This is a genomic window from Sinobaca sp. SA16-1, assembly GCF_059510515.1.
Genome location: NZ_JCAKFL010000002.1, coordinates 274,549 through 291,240 on the forward strand (window position 1 = coordinate 274,549; position 16,692 = coordinate 291,240).

Sequence of the window (16,692 nt, forward strand, 5' to 3'; positions counted from 1 at the left end):
TTCTGTTTCTGTAACCTAAAAGCGCTGGAAGAAAGCTTATAAGAACAAAAACAAAAAAAATCCCGGCATGCATAGCTGCCGGGATTTTTTTGTTTTTGTTAAGCAATTTCCTCTTGCTGCTGGCTATCCCGTCTCGCCACTCTTTTAATGTCCTTTTTAATAAAAAGGGCCATTACAAGAGCTACAGCCATCAGTGCGGCAAAGAGGTAAAATACGGGAATGTAACTTCCGGACTGTTCTCTGATTTGGTTTACAATCTGCGGTCCGAGTAAACCTCCCATAGACCAGGTCGTCAGAAGGTATCCATGAATCTGCCCAAGCTGCTTTGTTCCAAATAAGTCGCCGATAAAGGCAGGAAGATTTGAAAACCCTCCACCGTAACAGCTGACTACCAGGAAAATAAAGGCCTGGAATATTAATACGTTGGTTATATTCGGAAACAATATAAAGGCAGTAACCTGGAGGACGAAGAAAATCAAAAATACGTTCGGCCTTCCAAGATAATCCGAAGCCGCCGCCCAGACAAGCCTGCCCCCGCCGTTAAATACCCCCATAATACCAACCATGGTTGCAGCCGCTGCTGCGGATAATCCGACCACTTCCTGTGACATAGGGGATGCCACGGATATAATCATAATTCCTGCCGTTGTATTAACGAGCATCATCGTCCACAGCATCCAAAACCGTCTCGTTCTTACAGCTTCTTTAGCATTTAACTGCTGCAGATCACGCTTGACTACTTTTTTGCCGGAAGCAATATCTTTTTTCATTTTTGCCGGCATCCAGTCTTTCGGAGGCGGCGCAATGTAGGAGGCTCCCGCAAGCATTAAGACAAAGTAGCTGAAACCAAGAATATAAAACGTCATTTGAACGCCGACTGTATTCATCAGGCTTGCTGCAACTGGTGCGGTAATAAGTGCCCCGGCACCAAAACCCATAACAGCCATCCCGGTAGCCATTCCGCGGCGGTCGGGAAACCACTTGATTAATGTAGATACAGGAGCAATGTAGCCGATACCCATTCCAAGACCACTGGCCAGTCCATACGTAAGAATGAACATTACCGGCTGATCAAGCGCAACGGAAAGCCCGGCACCTGCCTGTCCTAATCCGAATAGTACAGCAGCCAGTATAGCGGAGCGCCTGGGTCCGTTTTTTTCTACAAAAGGCCCGAAAAAAGCGGCAGCAATACCTGCGAGTACCATCATTAATGTAAAGGCGAGTGTAATTTCAGTTGTAGACCATCCCATTGTGTCTCTAATAGGGTTTGTGTAGACGCTGTATGCGTAAGCAGCGCCTATGGAAAGGTGAATTGCAATTGCTGATAAAGCGATTAACCATCTGTTTTTATTGGTCTGCATTCTTTTGACTTCCCTTCGTGTTGTATAATAGATGCAAAAACAACATATGTTTATAGTACAATTAACCGCTTACATAAATCAAACGAATATGAAAAATAAAATTATTATGAATATTCACACTTTTACTGCATGCCGGTTGTTAAAACCAGCATGTCCCTTTTTCAGGTATATTGCTGTGATTGGAAAAAAGGTCTTTTCTTTGCGCTTTTTTTGTAGAGATAAAAAAAGCATCTCTCCCGGCCGGGAGAGATGCTTTTTGATTACCAGTTTTTCATTTCCTGGCGGAGTTTTTCCTGTTTTTCTTCTTCTTCCCTGAGTCGTGTTTCTTTATAGTCCAGCCTGATCGACTTCAACAAGGCAAGACTTGCGACCAGAAGCACAATCGAGAACGGCAGTGCCCCTATGAGCGAGGCCGTCTGCAGCCCTTCCAGACCAGCGCTGATGATCAGAATTGTTGCAACAGATGCAATCAGTGTACCCCAGACTACTTTTAAAACGATAGAGGGGTTCGTGTCTCCCTTGGAAGTCATCATGCCAAGAACAAATGTAGCAGAGTCGGCAGATGTAACAAGGAAGGTAAACAATAGACCAATCGACAGAACGGATAAAATGCTGCCGAGAGGCAGATTTTCCAGCATGGCGAATAACGCATTGGTTACGTCATTTTCAACCGCCGTCGTGATATCTGTTCCCTGGAATAAATCCATGTTAATCGCTGTTCCGCCGAAAATACCGATCCATAAAATTCCGATAGCCGGCGGGGCCACCATAACGCCGAATACGAATTCGCGCACGGTGCGTCCTTTGGATACCCGGGCCACGAACATACCGACAAAAGGAGACCAGGCAATAACCCAGGCCCAGTAATAAACCGGCCATTCCTGCACCCAGGTTCCTTCGTTGTAATGGTCAAGCCGCAGGCTCGCCTGGAAGAAATTCTGAATATAGTCTCCGACACCGGTCGTAATCGTGTTTAATATAAAACCGGTCGGTCCAATCAATAAAACCGAAACCATTAAAATTAGAGCTAACCCTAAATTCACATTACTTAAGTATTTAATTCCACGGTCCAGACCGGAAACCGTCGATACCATGAAAAAGGCAAACATTGCTATGACGATCCATATCTGTGTTGCATTTCCTGCAGGAATACCAAATACATTATTAAGTCCCCCGCTGATCTGCAGCACACTCAATCCAAGTGTCGTAGCCACTCCCAGTACTGTAGCAATAACAGCAATAATATCCACCGTGTTACGCAGCGGTTTTTTTCCTGTTTCACCAATAACGGAGTTCATCGTATCACTAATTAAGCTTCTTTCTTTTTGACGGTATAGAAAATAGGATATAGACAAACCAACAAAAGTAAAAGCAGCCCACTGGTGAATCCCGTTATTAAAAAAGGCATTCCACATAGCTTCTCTTGCGGCATCCGCCGTACGTGGTTCTGCATCGGTACCAGGAGGCACTGTACCGAAGTGAGTCATCGGTTCTGCTACACCCCAGAATACAATACTTACACCGAATCCACAGCTGAACAGCATGGCAATCCATGTAAACATAGAATACTTGGGCCTGACATCGTCCCCGCCCAGCCTGATTTTTCCATACTTACTAAATGCCAAATAGAAATTAAATATAATTAAAAATAATACAAATACAAGATAAAACCATCCGAACGTATTGGATATGAAATTATATGTAACTGTAGCCTGAGATGCAAGCTGACCTGGCGCTAAAAATCCCCAGATGGCAAAAGCCAGTACAATAATAAACGAGATCCAGAACACGCTGTTAAAACGCCACTTTTGTTCTTTCTTGTCCATTTCTTTTTCCCCCTTTACTATAGTTGGAACCAGCCCATGCCTATAAACGAAGGGAAGTATTTCTACTGGGATATGTATCATTTATAGCCACAATGCTGATTATCTTTCCTTCCCCTCTTTTCCCTGCTTTAAAACGTTACTAAATCAAGGCATCCCAGGGTCATCCATGAAAAAGCGCTTATTTTGAAAGACGCCTTTTCGGCGGTTCGACACGCTTTTTGGCCGGAGTATTGGATCATATTCAGCGAATGTGCAAATGTTTCAGATGAACATCATATCATACATTACGAAGCAGGTTAAATACCCAAACCATGATTAAGTACCTCTCATGGTTGATTATACATAAAAAATAAACATTTGCCTGCTTATTTTTGCAAAAAAGGGATATTGTTTCTTTTTAGTAAGTGGAAAACAATCAAAATTTATTCAGCGTTTCGACAAAGTCGTTAATATGCTGAAGGGAGCTGATTGTCTCATTACAAGTATCGCTGTCCTGGCAGATGTAGTTCCCTCTGCTTGTATACGTTTCCCGGCTGCTTTTGACAACAGCCATAAACAGCCCTATTCTCGTATGCCCATGACAGATTGCGCATAGTCCTTTACGAGGCATTGGTTTAAACGAGCCGCTCCATCCGGTCGTACCGTGACGATGGGGAAACACAATATATTTACGCTCTGAGCGGACATCATTCCAGCCTAAGTAGGTCATCCGCTTCGCATCAGCTTTTACCAGTTCGGGCATTTTTAATTTTTTTGCTTTCGGAAAAAGGGCACGGATTTCGTTGTCTGTTATATCCGGAAACGGAATAACAAATTCCCTTCCTTCTGCAAGGTACAGCTCGGCCTGCAGGGATTCTCTCATAGCTGCCGCTCTTAAAATAAACTGCTTTTGTTCGTCTGTGAGCGGCGGCAGCATTTCCAGAACTTTTTCAACAGCACTTATCCGGGTTGCATCCAGCACCCCCTGGTCCTGAGTGGCTCCATGTGCCTGCACAATAATTTTCACTTGACGCTTTAGAAAATTGTACTGGTCATTGCGCAGAAAAGGCTGTATACCTGTTTTGTTTGATTCAGCCATTCAGATCACTCCTTTGTATCCAAAAGTCTATAAACATTCAGGAAGACCAGCGTTTCTGCTTTTCTCCCGCTCCTCCCTATCATACGATACTTTATTCGTTACTTGAAGAGAGTTCTACTTCTCTATCATTTAAAGGCTGGACAGGACGGTGATTTTCTCCGAAGATGTTCTGAAATTGTTCAATTTGTTCGGAAGACATCGTGATAGGTTCCTCATAAATCATCCATTTTACCTGCTCCGAGCAGGGTGGTGTGGTCAGTGAACCATTGTAATGAAATGAATCAGCATCTTCAGGAAGCAGAGCCTGTATGTCGATTAAATTTTCCACAGGTATACTACTCTCTGTTTCTTCTTCAGGAAGCTTGTTCCAGACAGGCAGCAGTGTTTCGTTCTCGGCCCCTTCTTGTATCATAATACCAGCTACAGCAAGCTCTCCTTCTTCGTTTTCATGTACCAGATGCAGTTCCATCTCATAATATTCCCCGTTAAACTGATGTTCGCTTGGCGTATGAAAATGAAACTGCACGAGCTTATAGTCATCTTCTTCAATAGACAACACGTTCTCCGGCTTGGCTGCATGCACCATAAGAGTATGCCCGTCATTTGAAAGACTGAATTCTCCCGGTTGATAGGTCAACTCTACATTTTCCCGGGCAGAGGATTCAGTAACCTCAGAAAATTCCAGGTCAACTGGCGATTGTTCTGTGCCATCTGCGCACGTTTGATAGGAAGGATCAAGACTTCCCCAGTTTTCCGGTCCTGTATCTTCTTCATACGTCCATTCCTCTTCGTACTGTTCGTTCTGTTCGTTCTGTTCTTCCTGTTCTTCTTGTTCATGCTGTTCTTCCGTCTCTTGCTGTTCTTCCGGCTCCTGCTCTGTCGTTTGTTCCTGGCATCCGCTCAGGCTCACTCCGATAAGGAGGCCTGCAAGCATTAATTGTTTGGTCATTGTTCCCCTCTTTTCCTAATAATGGTGTGGATTCCTGATGTTTTCTATCTTATTCTAATAGATAGTAAAAAAGGCAGAATAACCCTATTTTATTGTAATTAGTGGAAACTGTGGACACAATATGCCAAATATAACAAAATGCATAAAAAGAGCCCCTCCTATTATAATAGGAAGAGCTTTGTTGATTTTGATTGCTGCTGTTACCTTCTTTTCGGAAGAGAAGGATCTTTGCGTACTGTTTTATAAAAGGAGATTCCCATTAGTAATATGACTACCGAGAAAGGGAGTGCAGCGATAATGAGTATATTCTGCAGTCCCTGTGTCCCTCCGAAATAGACTATTACAGCTGCTACTGCAGACATCGTAAGACCCCACATAATCTTTACTGCGTTCGGCGGATTAATGGAACCTCCCACCGTAAGCATTCCGAGTACGAACGTCGCCGAGTCGGCAGACGTAATAAAGAAAACGGCAATAACGACAATAGTGATAATCGACATTAAGAACCCAAGCGGATATTCCTGTAACACCGCAAAAGTTGCCGTTTCCAGTGAATAATCTGATATTGCAGCAATTCCGAGCTGCTCAATATTTATAGCTGAAACGCCGAATACTGCAAAAAAGATAAAGCAGACAACAGCTGGAACGAATAGAACGCCAAGCATGAATTCTTTAATGGTACGTCCCCGGGATATACGGGCAATAAAGATGCCGACAAACGGTGACCAGGAGATCCACCATGCCCAGTAGAAAATAGTCCAGGCATTAATCCAGGAGCGGTTGTCTTCATTTAAAGGTTCTAAATGAAAGCTCATGTCAAAGAAGTTGGAAATATATCCGCCCATTGTACTCGTAAACATGTTGAAAATATATAAGGTCGGCCCAACGATTAATAGAATCAAAAGAAGGATAAAAGCGAGAATCATATTAAAATTACTTAAATATTTGATTCCTTTGCTGACACCGGACCAGGCCGAAATGATAAATAATACCGTAGCCACCGCCAGAATAACCATCTGCATTGCAAAACTATTTGGTGTGCCAAACAAGAAAGATATTCCTTCGTTCATCTGTGCGGAGCCAAAACCAAGTGTGGAAGCGACACCTACGACCGTAGCGAATACAGCCAGTGTATCGATAAGCGTACCAGGCAGACCCCTCATTGCTTTTTCACCAAAAAGCGGTTCCAGCGTAGCACTTACGAGGCCGGGATATCCTTTGTGGAACTTAAAATAGGCAAGGACCAACGCTACGACTCCATAGACCGCCCAGGCGTGAATACCCCAGTGGAAAAAAGAATATTGAAGCGCTTCTTCAATCGCCTGGTCAGACCCGGGCTCAGCACCCGGCGTGCTGATAAAAGCATGGGAAATCGGCTCGGATGTTGTCCAGAACACCAGACCCATTCCCATGCCGGCGGAAAACAGCATCGCAAACCAGCTGAGAAGGCCAAATTCCGGTTTTTCATTGTCCTTTCCTAATCGTATGCGTCCAATTCTTGAAAAGATAAGATACACGCAGAAAACCAGCATAAACACGACGATGATAAGATAATACCAGCCAAATGCTGTCGAAAATGTCGTGGTCATGGTTGTGGTAACAGCCTCCAGCTGTTCCGGAGCAATACTTCCCCAAACTACCATAATGAGGCAGATTGAGATCGCAAGCCAAAATACTAACGTTGCATTCTTCACTTCTTCACCTCATATGTTCGAATTTTTTCTTATGTACAGCCTGTTTCTCATACCCTTTCTAATCAGATTCAAACAAAACACACAGCTTTGCTTCTCCAGTAGATTATTCTACCATACATTAGTATCGGAATTAATAAAGAATGGCGGTTGTCCAGTTTTCTTCTCTCTTAATACTCATTTTTATATACGGTTTAAATCCTGTTTCAGCCGACAAAAATCTATTGTTATTTTAACGGTGGTTTTTTTGCGTTATAATGAATAGAATAAAAAAAGGAGTGCCTGAATATGAGTGAACGAGAATACAATGAAGTAGAAAAACGGGTGATTGAACAGTATCAGCAGGATGAGCGGATGATGATTCTTGTCTTTGCCCAATGGTGTGTTAATCAAGATCTTGATCCTGCTGAATTATATAAAAAAGCCTATCCTCTTCAATCTGAGAACGCTGCTCTGCGGGACGGTATCGCATTAACTGTATCCAAGGAAGAATCGGAGCCTATTGCTGATTCTACGCTGCTTAACGTTCTCAGCCTTTTTGGAAATGAAGACCTGTCGATAGTAGTATCAGAGTATATGCATAAAGGAAAATCCGAATGACTATTGTTACCCACGTCGGATTAACCGTTCCCGATCTTTCGGCTGCCGTCTCATGGTACTGCGATATTTTAGGCTTTCAGCTGCTGGCCGGGCCCTTTCATACCACTTTCTCTGAAGACGACAACAGCTCCAATTCCATGACTAAAGATCTGCTCGGTGAAGATATTACCGAAATGGAAAACGCCCACCTGCTGGCCGATAACCAGATTGGACTTGAGCTTTTTTCCTTTCCCAACGCTCCCAAAACGGAGCGTCCCCCTTTATGGCAGCCAGGCTTCTTTCATTTATGTATGACAGCCCAAGATGTACAGGCGATGGCAGATCACATTTCCTCCCATGGTGGAAAACAGCGCAGCAAAGTCTGGAATACATGGCCGGGTAAACCATATTATCTAGTGTACTGCGAAGATCCTTTTGGAAACATTATTGAAATCTACTCACACACGACCGAGCAGATGTATGCCAATAAGGAATAAAACATCCTCCCTCTTGTTATTAGAGGGAGGATGTTATTTTACGTATGTTCACTATGGCTTAGTGCCTGATTCAGCAGCTCAATTACGTGGCTGTCATCGCAGCTGTAGTAAAGCTGATTACCGCTGCGTCTGTATTTCACGAGCTTCATCTGCCGCAGCGTCCGGAGCTGGTGGGAAACGGCCGATTGATTCATCTGCAGAATATCGGCAATATGGTTCACCGGACATTCTTCTTCAGCCAGAAGATGCAGGATTTTTATCCGGGTCGGATCGGCGAGCGCTTTAAATAAATGATACGTATCCTGGGCATGCTGTTCTGACAGGCGCTGATGGGCTTCCTTTTTCATGTACGACACTCCTTTCTATACGTGGGAATGCTCAAGATGGCTTAAATCCTCATATTCTATTTGTATCGTGCTGTGCTTAATACCGAGATTCTCGTAAATCCAGCGGTTTGCTTCTACAAGCACTTCCTGGCCTTTTGCATGGTACTGTTCTTCCACCACAAGGTGACAGGTAAAGCTGTACAGGCCGGATGTAATGGTCCAGACGTGCAGGTCATGTACAGCTGCCACCCCGGAAAGGTTTTCAAGTTCTGCTTTAACTTTCCCACAGTCTACGTGGGCCGGGGCCCCTTCCACAAGAATATGAATGCTTTCTTTGCAGAGGTTCCAGCCGGCGATGCCGATTAGTACAGCGATGCCTGCACTTAAAATCAGGTCCATCGCATACCAGTTAAAAAAGTAAATACTCAGTCCTGCAATAATAGCCCCTACTGATCCAAGGGTGTCCCCGATAACATGAAAGAAAGCTCCTTTCATATTCAGATTTTCTTTTATTTCTCCCCCGGATAGGATATACAAACAAAGTATGTTAGCCAATAATCCTACGACGGCAATTATTATCATCGGCCCTCCCAGAATCCCCTCGTTTGTGCCGACACGCTGGACCGCCTCTGATACGATAAACAAGGAAATAACGAGCAGGGCCGCTCCGTTAAATAAAGCCGCCAGGATTTCATAGCGGTGGTTTCCAAACGTTTTTTTATTCGTTACCGTTTTGCCTGCTGCAATCATCGCCGCCAGACTGATAAACAAATTAAAAAAGTCGCTGAACATATGCCCCGCATCGGCCAGAAGGGCCAGGCTTCCTGTCCATAACCCGCCTATTAATTCTACGACCATCCAGCTTCCAATAACAATCAACGCGAGTATGAGTCGTTTCTTATTTACATTATTTCCGTGAGAATGGCTGTGGGAATGTCCATGATGCTGTGCTCCCATATTCAAAACCACCTTATCTATATGTCTATATACTCATATTTTATCATCCTTATCATATTTGTAAACAAAAAGAAAACCCCGCTTACTCAGCGGAGTTTTCTTTTTCGGTATTGAACCGGATCGATTGTCCAGGGGTCTGAACAATTAACTTCTTCTTTAAAAGCCGTCCTACTGCTCGTTTAAACGCGGCTTTACTGATGCCGAACGCGTCGTAGATATCGTCCGGCCCGCTCTTGTCTGTAAAAGGCATTTCGCCGCCGTTTCTTGTCAGGTAGATAAGAATAGCTTCTGCATCACGGTCCATCCCTTCTACTTTCATAGGACGCAGGCTGACGTTAATCGTGCCGTCTTCTTTCAGGCCGATCACCCGGCACTCTGCTTTTTCACCAAGCCGGAGTTCACGTTCGCTTTCGCTGTGATGAAGAAAAGCACGGTACCTTTCTTCGGTCCATAAAAATGATCCTACTTTGGACGCCCGGTATACGTGCCCTTTTACAGATTGGTTTTGAATATCCTCCGGTGCTTCTTCAGAAGAATCCATAATCACATCTTCATCCGCCGGGACCGCAAACAAACGTCCTCTTGGATCCTGGTGAAGTTTTACAAACAGCTTATCCCCTCGCTTGGGCCATACTTCCTGCATCAGCGGAAGGTTATCTTTGGATACAAGCATGTCTTTTTTGAGGCCGATATGAACAAACACTCCTAATTTGGGAATAATGTCAGCGACTGTACCCCATCCATAAGAAGAAACGGTAACCTGCGGAAGGTAGCTTGTCGCTAAATAACTGCCTTCTTTGTTTTGATAAAGAAACACTTCCGCCTCTTCTCCTACTTCTGTGTCTTCTTCTGCATCCACGTATGGCATAAAGATTTGGTGTTTTCCTCTTTCCAGTACAAACCCCTGGTTTTCTTCTCCAATTACATCACAGAATTGTACAGATCCTAATTCTCTCATTTTATCTACTTCCCATCATTAATTGTTCTATTGAAATATTTATTCCAAGTCGTGCCAGTGTTTCTTCAGCTGTTGTTCCGTCAGCCTGCCATTGGGCGTTTTCCAGTGGAAGTGATACCGGTGCATTGCAGCGTATTGCTGCCAGCGCTCTCGACAGGTGCATCATATCCAGTTCTGCTTCAATTTTTTTCCGCTGTCCTGCCGGAAGGTGCTCCAGGTTTTCCAGTACTCCTTCTATCGTTTCATACTCCTGAATTAATTTTAATGCCGTTTTTTCCCCAATACCTTTTACGCCGGGGTAATTATCGCTCGTATCGCCCATCAATGCTTTAATATCGACCAGCTGATGGGGATGACAGCCTTTTAGTTCCTTTACCGTCTTTTCATCATATACCTGATAATTCCCCTGACCTTTTTTCATAATAACGACACGGACTTTCTCGTTGGCCAGCTGAAGCATATCCTGGTCGCCGGTAAGAATATAAACTTCTGCGTCCTCTGCGTAAGAAACCGCAAGCGTACCCAGGCAGTCATCCGCTTCGTAGTTTACGGCATCTATACTTGGAATCCCAAATCCGTCCGTTATTTCCCGTGCCATTGCAAATTGGGGAACCATCTGTTCTTCCGGTGCAGACCGGTTTCCTTTGTAGGCTGGAAATAGTTCTGTCCGAAACGTCCGGCTTCCAAGGTCCCAGCAGCATACGATATGGGTTGGATTAAAGGACTCTACTGCTTTTATCATATGCTTGGTAAATCCATGAACCCCGTTTGTCGGAATTCCTTCTTTATTATACATGTAATTGCCATGGACAGCTGTAGCAAAATACCCTCTAAAAAGAAGAGCCATTCCGTCTACGAGAAGTACTTTTTTCTCTTTCATTTCTATTGCTGCTCCTTTCTACTTTACAAAGTGTTACGACCATAAACGCTTAGGTTCTATGACCGGCCAGAATATTTTCTTAACCGTATTGGTTGATAAAATAAATGTATAGACTGCGGCAGCGGCAATATAGAGCATAACCTCTAAGTTACCGTTAAATATAGTATAAAAATCCGTTGTGCGCAGGTAGCGTAGAAGAAAGCCGTGCAGTAAATACACATACATTGTATTCAATGCCAACGCTGAATAGGCGGTCGGATGGGATGGAACGAGCGCCAGAAAACAAAGGCTCATAAAAATAGTGACGGCATATAACCCAAGCCGCACAGCCATGCCTGCCGCAGCGCCAGTCCCAAGGGACTCATAGGATTCACTTCCATAAAACCATTCAAACATAATACTGTCTGCAAAAGGATATAAAAGAACGGCAGCTCCTGCAAACACGATAATACCTATTTTTGGCTTAATGATTGCTCTAACCTGGTTCATCCAGCTTTTCTTCATAAAATAACCGAGTAAAAAGAAGGGGAAAAACACAAGCGTTCTGGAAATACTCAGCACCGGCTCGATGTCCCAGACGCCGGCAAGCATGCCAAGCAGCACGGCTGGAATCAGCAGATAAATACTGTATTTAAAAAACACCATTAATAAGTAAAAAGTAAACAGGCTTAATAAAAACCAAAGACTCCAGAGCGGCTCAAGCAGAGGATACACAAGCTCCCTGTCTTCAATAAAATAGTAGAATACCGCATAAATACCCTGAAAAATCATATAAGGCAGCAGAATCGTCTGAACAGGTTTCCAAAACTGCCTGCGGTCAATTGCCTTTTTTGCAAAATATCCGGCAATTAAAAAGAACAGCGGCATATGAAAAGAGTAGATAATCAAGTAGAGTGTACGAACCCCTGTATGTTCCCCAATATATGGAACTACAGCATGCCCCATGACTACTAATACAATAAGAAGAAATTTAGCGTTATCAAAAAAATAATCCCTTGCTCCTGTTTTTTCGGCCACGTTCTTCACCTCGACAGTATTTTGCGTTTCGGATCATAAGCTGTCGTTTCTCTGGTACTTTTCGTTACCTTGTTCACTCTATTTTTTTTTGAATGTTTTTAACGGTTTGGTTTTATTACCGAGCCACCCTTTCCGGCGCAGCCAGAAGTAAATAACAAGCGTGAAAATCAGAATGATCAGCCAGGCAAATCCGTAGCCAAAAGGCATCGAAAGTTCCGGCATCGTCTCAAAATTCATGCCCCATAACGCTCCCAGCACAATAACCGGTGTCGTCATTACAGTAAAAATCGTCAATGCATTGATAATTTCGTTGGCACGGTAGGAAAATAAGTTCATGTTTAAATCCAGAAGAGTGCCGATCTGATTATCATAATGATTCAACAGAGTCATTACCCGTTCCAGGCGTATGTTTGTCCGTTTATAAATCGTCGTATTTATTAACTCATCGAGCAGAGCTTCTTTTAAAGCTACCACGGTTTCTTCAATCGGGATCGCTACAAGCTTTAGAAACAGCAGCTCTTCCCGTCTTTCAAAAATATCTGCAAGAATGGCCTTACTGCTAACAGCGTGGGCTTTCTCCTCCAAATGACTGATTTTTTCCTCGTAATCATCAATACCATTTAACAAATCCCCAAGCATCTCCTGAATAATACATAGAAATGCTTCAAATCCGTTGGAAGCCGCGGGCATAGAATCCATTAAAGAAGCTTTCTGCTTTTCATCCAGAAATGTTTTCCAAGTACCGGACGTAAATAGATCTTTTTTTCGAATGGAAAAATAAAACAACTGGTCTGCATTGACCGCTGACACGTCGTGAAGCATACCATTTATAACGGGTTCACGCGATGTTTTATCATAAATAATTTCTATGTTATTTGCTGCTAGCTGCTGTGCTTTCTTCCACCACATTTCAATAGAAGATGACTGGTCTCCGGTATTCATTGTATCGGGGTCTATTTCCACCCATGACCACTGCCTGTTCTCCAATATAACGGTATACCTTTCGCTCATGTCGTTTCATACTCTCCCTTCTCTCCACCCGTACCGCCTGCTTTCTTTTTATTATAACAGGCAGACAAACCTTTCTCCTTCTTCTATCGTATGATTGTTTAAAATGAAGAAAGAACGGAAACGTGAAAGAAAAAGGGTGTGATGCAATGAGACTGCTGTATATTTCTGATATTCATGGACAGTATTCGGCCTTAGCCGCATTATTAGAAAAAGTAAAGCCGGCATCTGATGATGTACTCATCTTTTTAGGAGATTATGTGGATCGCGGCCCTGATTCCAGAAAAGTTATTGACCTTTTGCTTCAGATAAAAAACGATCCCGGTATTCATGCTTATTTTCTGATGGGAAACCACGAAAGTATGATGATAGAAGCGCTCCAGCATCCAGACGACCAGACCGCCGTCAGCATCTGGCTGCAGAACGGCGGCAGGGAAACGCTGTTAAGTTACATGAATAAAGACCACTCCCTCCCGTATGAGGAAGCGGCCTCACTTTTTAAAAATGAATACCCCGGCCACTACAATTTTATTCAGCATTTATCAATACATCACGAAACCGAAGATCATATTGCTGTTCATGCCGGTGTAAACCCGGGACATGCTAGTTGGAAAGAAACATCCATTCACGATTTCCTGTGGATTAGAGACGCTTTCCATTACGGAGACATTCTTAATACGAACGGCAAAAAAGTGATCTTCGGCCATACGCCTACACTGCGTTTTCAAGAACATGCCGGTGTATGGTTTCAATCCGACAAAATAGGAATCGATGGCGGAGCCGGGTTTAAAAAGCAGCTGAATGCGCTCATTTATGAAGACGGTGCTTATCAGACTGTGCATGAGAAAATTACTTAGCGCTTTCCATATGCTTGGACAAAGCGATAATCATAGCCCCCATCCGCTCATTCTCCGGTGCCACTACGTTCTCAACACCTTCTTCATGAAGCGCTTCTGTAGTTACCTTTCCTACAGATACCGAGGTGGTCTGCTCTGTTAAAATAGAACGGATCTCATCCGCACACTGATTTTTTTCCGCGAATCGAAACAAGGAATGCACCTGTATCGCCGTAGTAAAACAAAGTGCCTGGTAGGTACCGCTTTTTAATTCATTGCACAACAGCTGGACCGTATCACGGTCCGGCTCTACGTGCTGGTATGGGAGCACTTCGAGAATACGTTCCACGCCTTTGTTCTGCAGAAATTGAAAAAGGACGGGCGAGCTTACACCGTGAAGTTGTACCATTACTTTTTTACCTGCCATATCTGTCTCGTCCAGCCCGCGCATCAGCCCTTTGGTTGTTCCATCATCATCACGTACAACAGGCGTTATACCAAGCTCCTTCATGGCGTTGTATGTTTTGTACCCTCTTACTGCGACATCAGCCGCTTTCAGCAAATTCACGAACATTTCTTTTTTTTCCATCTGCCCGGCTGTGTCCATCATTGACTTCACACCGATACCTGTCGTGAATATGTACCAGTCGGGAGCTGTTGCGAGAACTTCTTCAATGGAAGGTTTTAATGCATCCCCTGCAGGAAAAACCGTTCCCTGCAGCGATCTTACAGTTCCTGTACCACCCTGCCGTTCAATAATTTCAATCATCTCATCCGTTTTTCTGGATGCTGCAACCGCTACGTGTTTATTTGTCAGACCTTTCGCCATCTTGTTATTCTCCTTTTCTACTTTCCAATCTTCTTCTTAATAATAGATTGTACATGATTTTTATTATCCCAGCCAATTGATATTTCATTCATATTATAGTTTGTGAAATTATATTTTCGGACGGGTTAATCTTGTTATCTTGCCTTCTCTCCCTATTTCCCCTATAATAAACTAGTTAAAGAGGTCTTTTCCTTATTTACGGAAATGCATCGAAGTTTCTGTGAATAAGTGTTATCATAGTAAAGATAAAAACTAAATGTAAGGATGTATGTAAATGATTACTTGCCAAAATATTGGCCTGCGTTATGGTGACAAGAAACTATTTGAAGATGTAAACATTAAATTCACGTCCGGCAACTGTTATGGCCTGATTGGGGCAAATGGCGCCGGAAAGTCGACTTTCCTGAAAATCCTTTCCGGAGAAATTGAATCCCAGTCTGGTCACGTTCATATGGAAAAAGGCCAGCGCCTTGCTGTATTGAAACAGGATCACTTTGCTTACGAGGACCATCAGGTGATGGACGTTGTTATTATGGGCCACGAACGCCTCTATTCTGTCATGAAAGAAAAAGATGCGATCTATATGAAACCGGACTTCTCCGACGAAGACGGTATGAAAGCAGCTGAACTCGAAGGCGAATTTGCAGAAATGAACGGTTATGAAGCAGAAACAGAAGCGAGCCAGCTTCTGCGCGGATTGGGTCTGCCGGATTCATTCCACTTTAAGAACATGAGTGAGCTTACAGGTTCAGAGAAAGTGAAAGTTCTGCTTGCTCAAGTACTATTTGGTTCCCCGGACGTCCTTCTAATGGATGAGCCGACCAACCACCTCGATGTTCATGCTAAACAGTGGCTGGAAGAATTTCTTATTCAATTCGAAAATACAGTACTGGTCGTTTCCCACGACCGTCATTTTCTGAATAAAGTCTGTACCCACATTGCCGACCTCGATTTTGGGAAAATTGAGCTTTACGTCGGAAATTACGACTTCTGGTATGAGTCCAGCCAGCTTGCCCAGCGCATGGCGAAAGATTCCAACCGCAAGAAAGAAGAACAGGTAAAAGAATTAAAAGACTTTATCGCCCGATTTAGTGCAAACGCATCGAAATCAAAACAGGCCACGTCCCGTAAGAAAACGCTGGAGAAAATTAGTATAGAAGATATTAAGCCTTCTTCCAGACGCTATCCTTACGTGCACTTTAAACCGGAACGTGAACTTGGAAATGACCTCCTGGTCGTTGAGAACTTGACTAAGTCCATTGACGGCGTAAAAGTCATCGACAACTTAAGCTTTCGTTTAAACAGCAAAGACAAAGTAGCGTTTATTGGCAGCAAAGAAATTGCAAAAACAACGCTGTTTAAAATTCTTGCCGGTGAAATGGAGCCGGACAGCGGAACGTTTAAGTGGGGACTAACCACGTCTACTTCTTATTTCCCGATTGACAACTCCGACTACTTTGAAGGGGTCGACTTAAACCTCGTGGACTGGCTGCGCCAGTATTCGCCAAATGAGCAGACGGAAACCTTTATCCGCGGCTTCCTTGGCCGTATGCTTTTCTCAGGCGAAGAAGTATTTAAAACAGCAGATGTCCTTTCCGGTGGCGAAAAAGTCCGCTGCATGCTCTCTAAGATGATGCTTGCAGAATCAAACGTGCTGATCATGGATGAGCCGACCAACCACCTGGACTTGGAATCCATCACGTCTTTAAACAACGCATTAATTGATTTTGACGGTTCTCTATTGTTTACTTCCCATGACCACGAATTTATCCAGACGATTGCCAACCGTATTATTGAATTTACGGACAACGGCTTCATCGATAAAGAAATGAGTTACGACGAGTATATTGTAGAACAGAACAGTCAGAAAAAAACAGCTTCCAAATAATAGACAAAAAAG

At 43.6% G+C, this 16,692-nt stretch carries 16 protein-coding genes; 4 read left to right on the plus strand and 12 right to left on the minus strand.

The window, feature by feature from the left end; translation table 11 throughout:
- Nucleotides 1–98: 98 nt before the first annotated feature.
- The 5 genes from AC5W2J_RS05480 to AC5W2J_RS05500 all read right to left on the minus strand — a co-directional run bounded on the left by AC5W2J_RS05480 (nucleotide 99) and on the right by AC5W2J_RS05500 (nucleotide 6,908).
- Nucleotides 99–1,361: an L-lactate MFS transporter gene (locus tag AC5W2J_RS05480; RefSeq protein WP_496058482.1), complete on the minus strand. Its 1,263-nt coding sequence runs from the start codon at nucleotides 1,359–1,361 to the stop codon at nucleotides 99–101.
- Nucleotides 1,362–1,621: 260 nt separating this feature from the next.
- Nucleotides 1,622–3,187: a BCCT family transporter gene (locus AC5W2J_RS05485; protein WP_496058483.1), complete on the minus strand. Its 1,566-nt coding sequence runs from the start codon at nucleotides 3,185–3,187 to the stop codon at nucleotides 1,622–1,624.
- Between the two features lie 415 nt (nucleotides 3,188–3,602).
- The gene (locus tag AC5W2J_RS05490) at nucleotides 3,603–4,265 is read right to left on the minus strand and encodes a FusB/FusC family EF-G-binding protein (protein ID WP_496058484.1); all 663 of its coding nucleotides are present in this window, start codon (nucleotides 4,263–4,265) and stop codon (nucleotides 3,603–3,605) included.
- Nucleotides 4,266–4,356: 91 nt separating this feature from the next.
- Nucleotides 4,357–5,214, minus strand: coding sequence for a carbonic anhydrase (locus AC5W2J_RS05495; RefSeq protein ID WP_496058485.1), 858 nt, complete (start codon nucleotides 5,212–5,214; stop codon nucleotides 4,357–4,359).
- Nucleotides 5,215–5,414: 200 nt separating this feature from the next.
- Nucleotides 5,415–6,908: a BCCT family transporter gene (locus AC5W2J_RS05500; protein ID WP_496058486.1), complete on the minus strand. Its 1,494-nt coding sequence runs from the start codon at nucleotides 6,906–6,908 to the stop codon at nucleotides 5,415–5,417.
- A gap of 285 nt (nucleotides 6,909–7,193) precedes the next feature.
- Here AC5W2J_RS05500 and yxiS point away from each other — a divergent pair, with 285 nt between their 5' ends.
- Nucleotides 7,194–7,505 carry a protein YxiS gene (yxiS, locus tag AC5W2J_RS05505; RefSeq protein ID WP_496058487.1) on the plus strand — a complete coding sequence of 104 codons (312 nt, stop codon included), beginning with the start codon at nucleotides 7,194–7,196 and terminating at the stop codon, nucleotides 7,503–7,505.
- A complete protein-coding gene (locus tag AC5W2J_RS05510; RefSeq protein WP_496058488.1) occupies nucleotides 7,502–7,981 on the plus strand; it encodes a VOC family protein in 480 nt (159 codons plus the stop codon). Before yxiS ends, AC5W2J_RS05510 begins: the two co-directional genes overlap by 4 nt.
- A gap of 38 nt (nucleotides 7,982–8,019) precedes the next feature.
- On the opposite strand, the gene AC5W2J_RS05515 is transcribed toward AC5W2J_RS05510, so the two are convergent.
- The 6 genes from AC5W2J_RS05515 to AC5W2J_RS05540 all read right to left on the minus strand — a co-directional run bounded on the left by AC5W2J_RS05515 (nucleotide 8,020) and on the right by AC5W2J_RS05540 (nucleotide 13,130).
- Complete coding sequence (locus AC5W2J_RS05515) at nucleotides 8,020–8,328, minus strand: ArsR/SmtB family transcription factor (RefSeq protein WP_496058489.1); 309 nt, start codon at nucleotides 8,326–8,328, stop codon at nucleotides 8,020–8,022.
- A gap of 15 nt (nucleotides 8,329–8,343) precedes the next feature.
- The gene (locus AC5W2J_RS05520; protein ID WP_496058490.1) at nucleotides 8,344–9,264 is read right to left on the minus strand and encodes a cation diffusion facilitator family transporter; all 921 of its coding nucleotides are present in this window, start codon (nucleotides 9,262–9,264) and stop codon (nucleotides 8,344–8,346) included.
- A gap of 82 nt (nucleotides 9,265–9,346) precedes the next feature.
- Entirely contained in the window at nucleotides 9,347–10,222 is an 876-nt protein-coding gene (locus tag AC5W2J_RS05525) for a CvfB family protein (RefSeq protein WP_496058491.1), read from the minus strand.
- Between the two features lies 1 nt (nucleotide 10,223).
- Nucleotides 10,224–11,102 (minus strand): 5'-3' exonuclease, encoded by an 879-nt coding sequence (locus AC5W2J_RS05530; protein WP_496058492.1) that lies wholly within the window; start codon nucleotides 11,100–11,102, stop codon nucleotides 10,224–10,226.
- 33 nt (nucleotides 11,103–11,135) lie between these two features.
- Nucleotides 11,136–12,119: an acyltransferase family protein gene (locus tag AC5W2J_RS05535; RefSeq protein WP_496058493.1), complete on the minus strand. Its 984-nt coding sequence runs from the start codon at nucleotides 12,117–12,119 to the stop codon at nucleotides 11,136–11,138.
- 78 nt (nucleotides 12,120–12,197) lie between these two features.
- On the minus strand, nucleotides 12,198–13,130 hold the full coding sequence (locus AC5W2J_RS05540) for a CorA family divalent cation transporter (RefSeq protein WP_496058494.1): 933 nt from the start codon (nucleotides 13,128–13,130) through the stop codon (nucleotides 12,198–12,200).
- Nucleotides 13,131–13,276: 146 nt separating this feature from the next.
- Here AC5W2J_RS05540 and AC5W2J_RS05545 point away from each other — a divergent pair, with 146 nt between their 5' ends.
- The gene (locus AC5W2J_RS05545; protein WP_496058495.1) at nucleotides 13,277–13,984 is read left to right on the plus strand and encodes a metallophosphoesterase family protein; all 708 of its coding nucleotides are present in this window, start codon (nucleotides 13,277–13,279) and stop codon (nucleotides 13,982–13,984) included.
- Here AC5W2J_RS05545 and AC5W2J_RS05550 read toward each other — a convergent pair.
- Nucleotides 13,977–14,792: a uroporphyrinogen-III synthase gene (locus tag AC5W2J_RS05550; protein ID WP_496058496.1), complete on the minus strand. Its 816-nt coding sequence runs from the start codon at nucleotides 14,790–14,792 to the stop codon at nucleotides 13,977–13,979. The genes AC5W2J_RS05545 and AC5W2J_RS05550 overlap by 8 nt on opposite strands.
- A gap of 274 nt (nucleotides 14,793–15,066) precedes the next feature.
- Between AC5W2J_RS05550 and AC5W2J_RS05555 the strand changes: the two genes are divergently transcribed.
- Nucleotides 15,067–16,680 carry an ABC-F family ATP-binding cassette domain-containing protein gene (locus AC5W2J_RS05555; protein ID WP_496058497.1) on the plus strand — a complete coding sequence of 538 codons (1,614 nt, stop codon included), beginning with the start codon at nucleotides 15,067–15,069 and terminating at the stop codon, nucleotides 16,678–16,680.
- The last annotated feature ends 12 nt before the right edge of the window (nucleotides 16,681–16,692 follow it).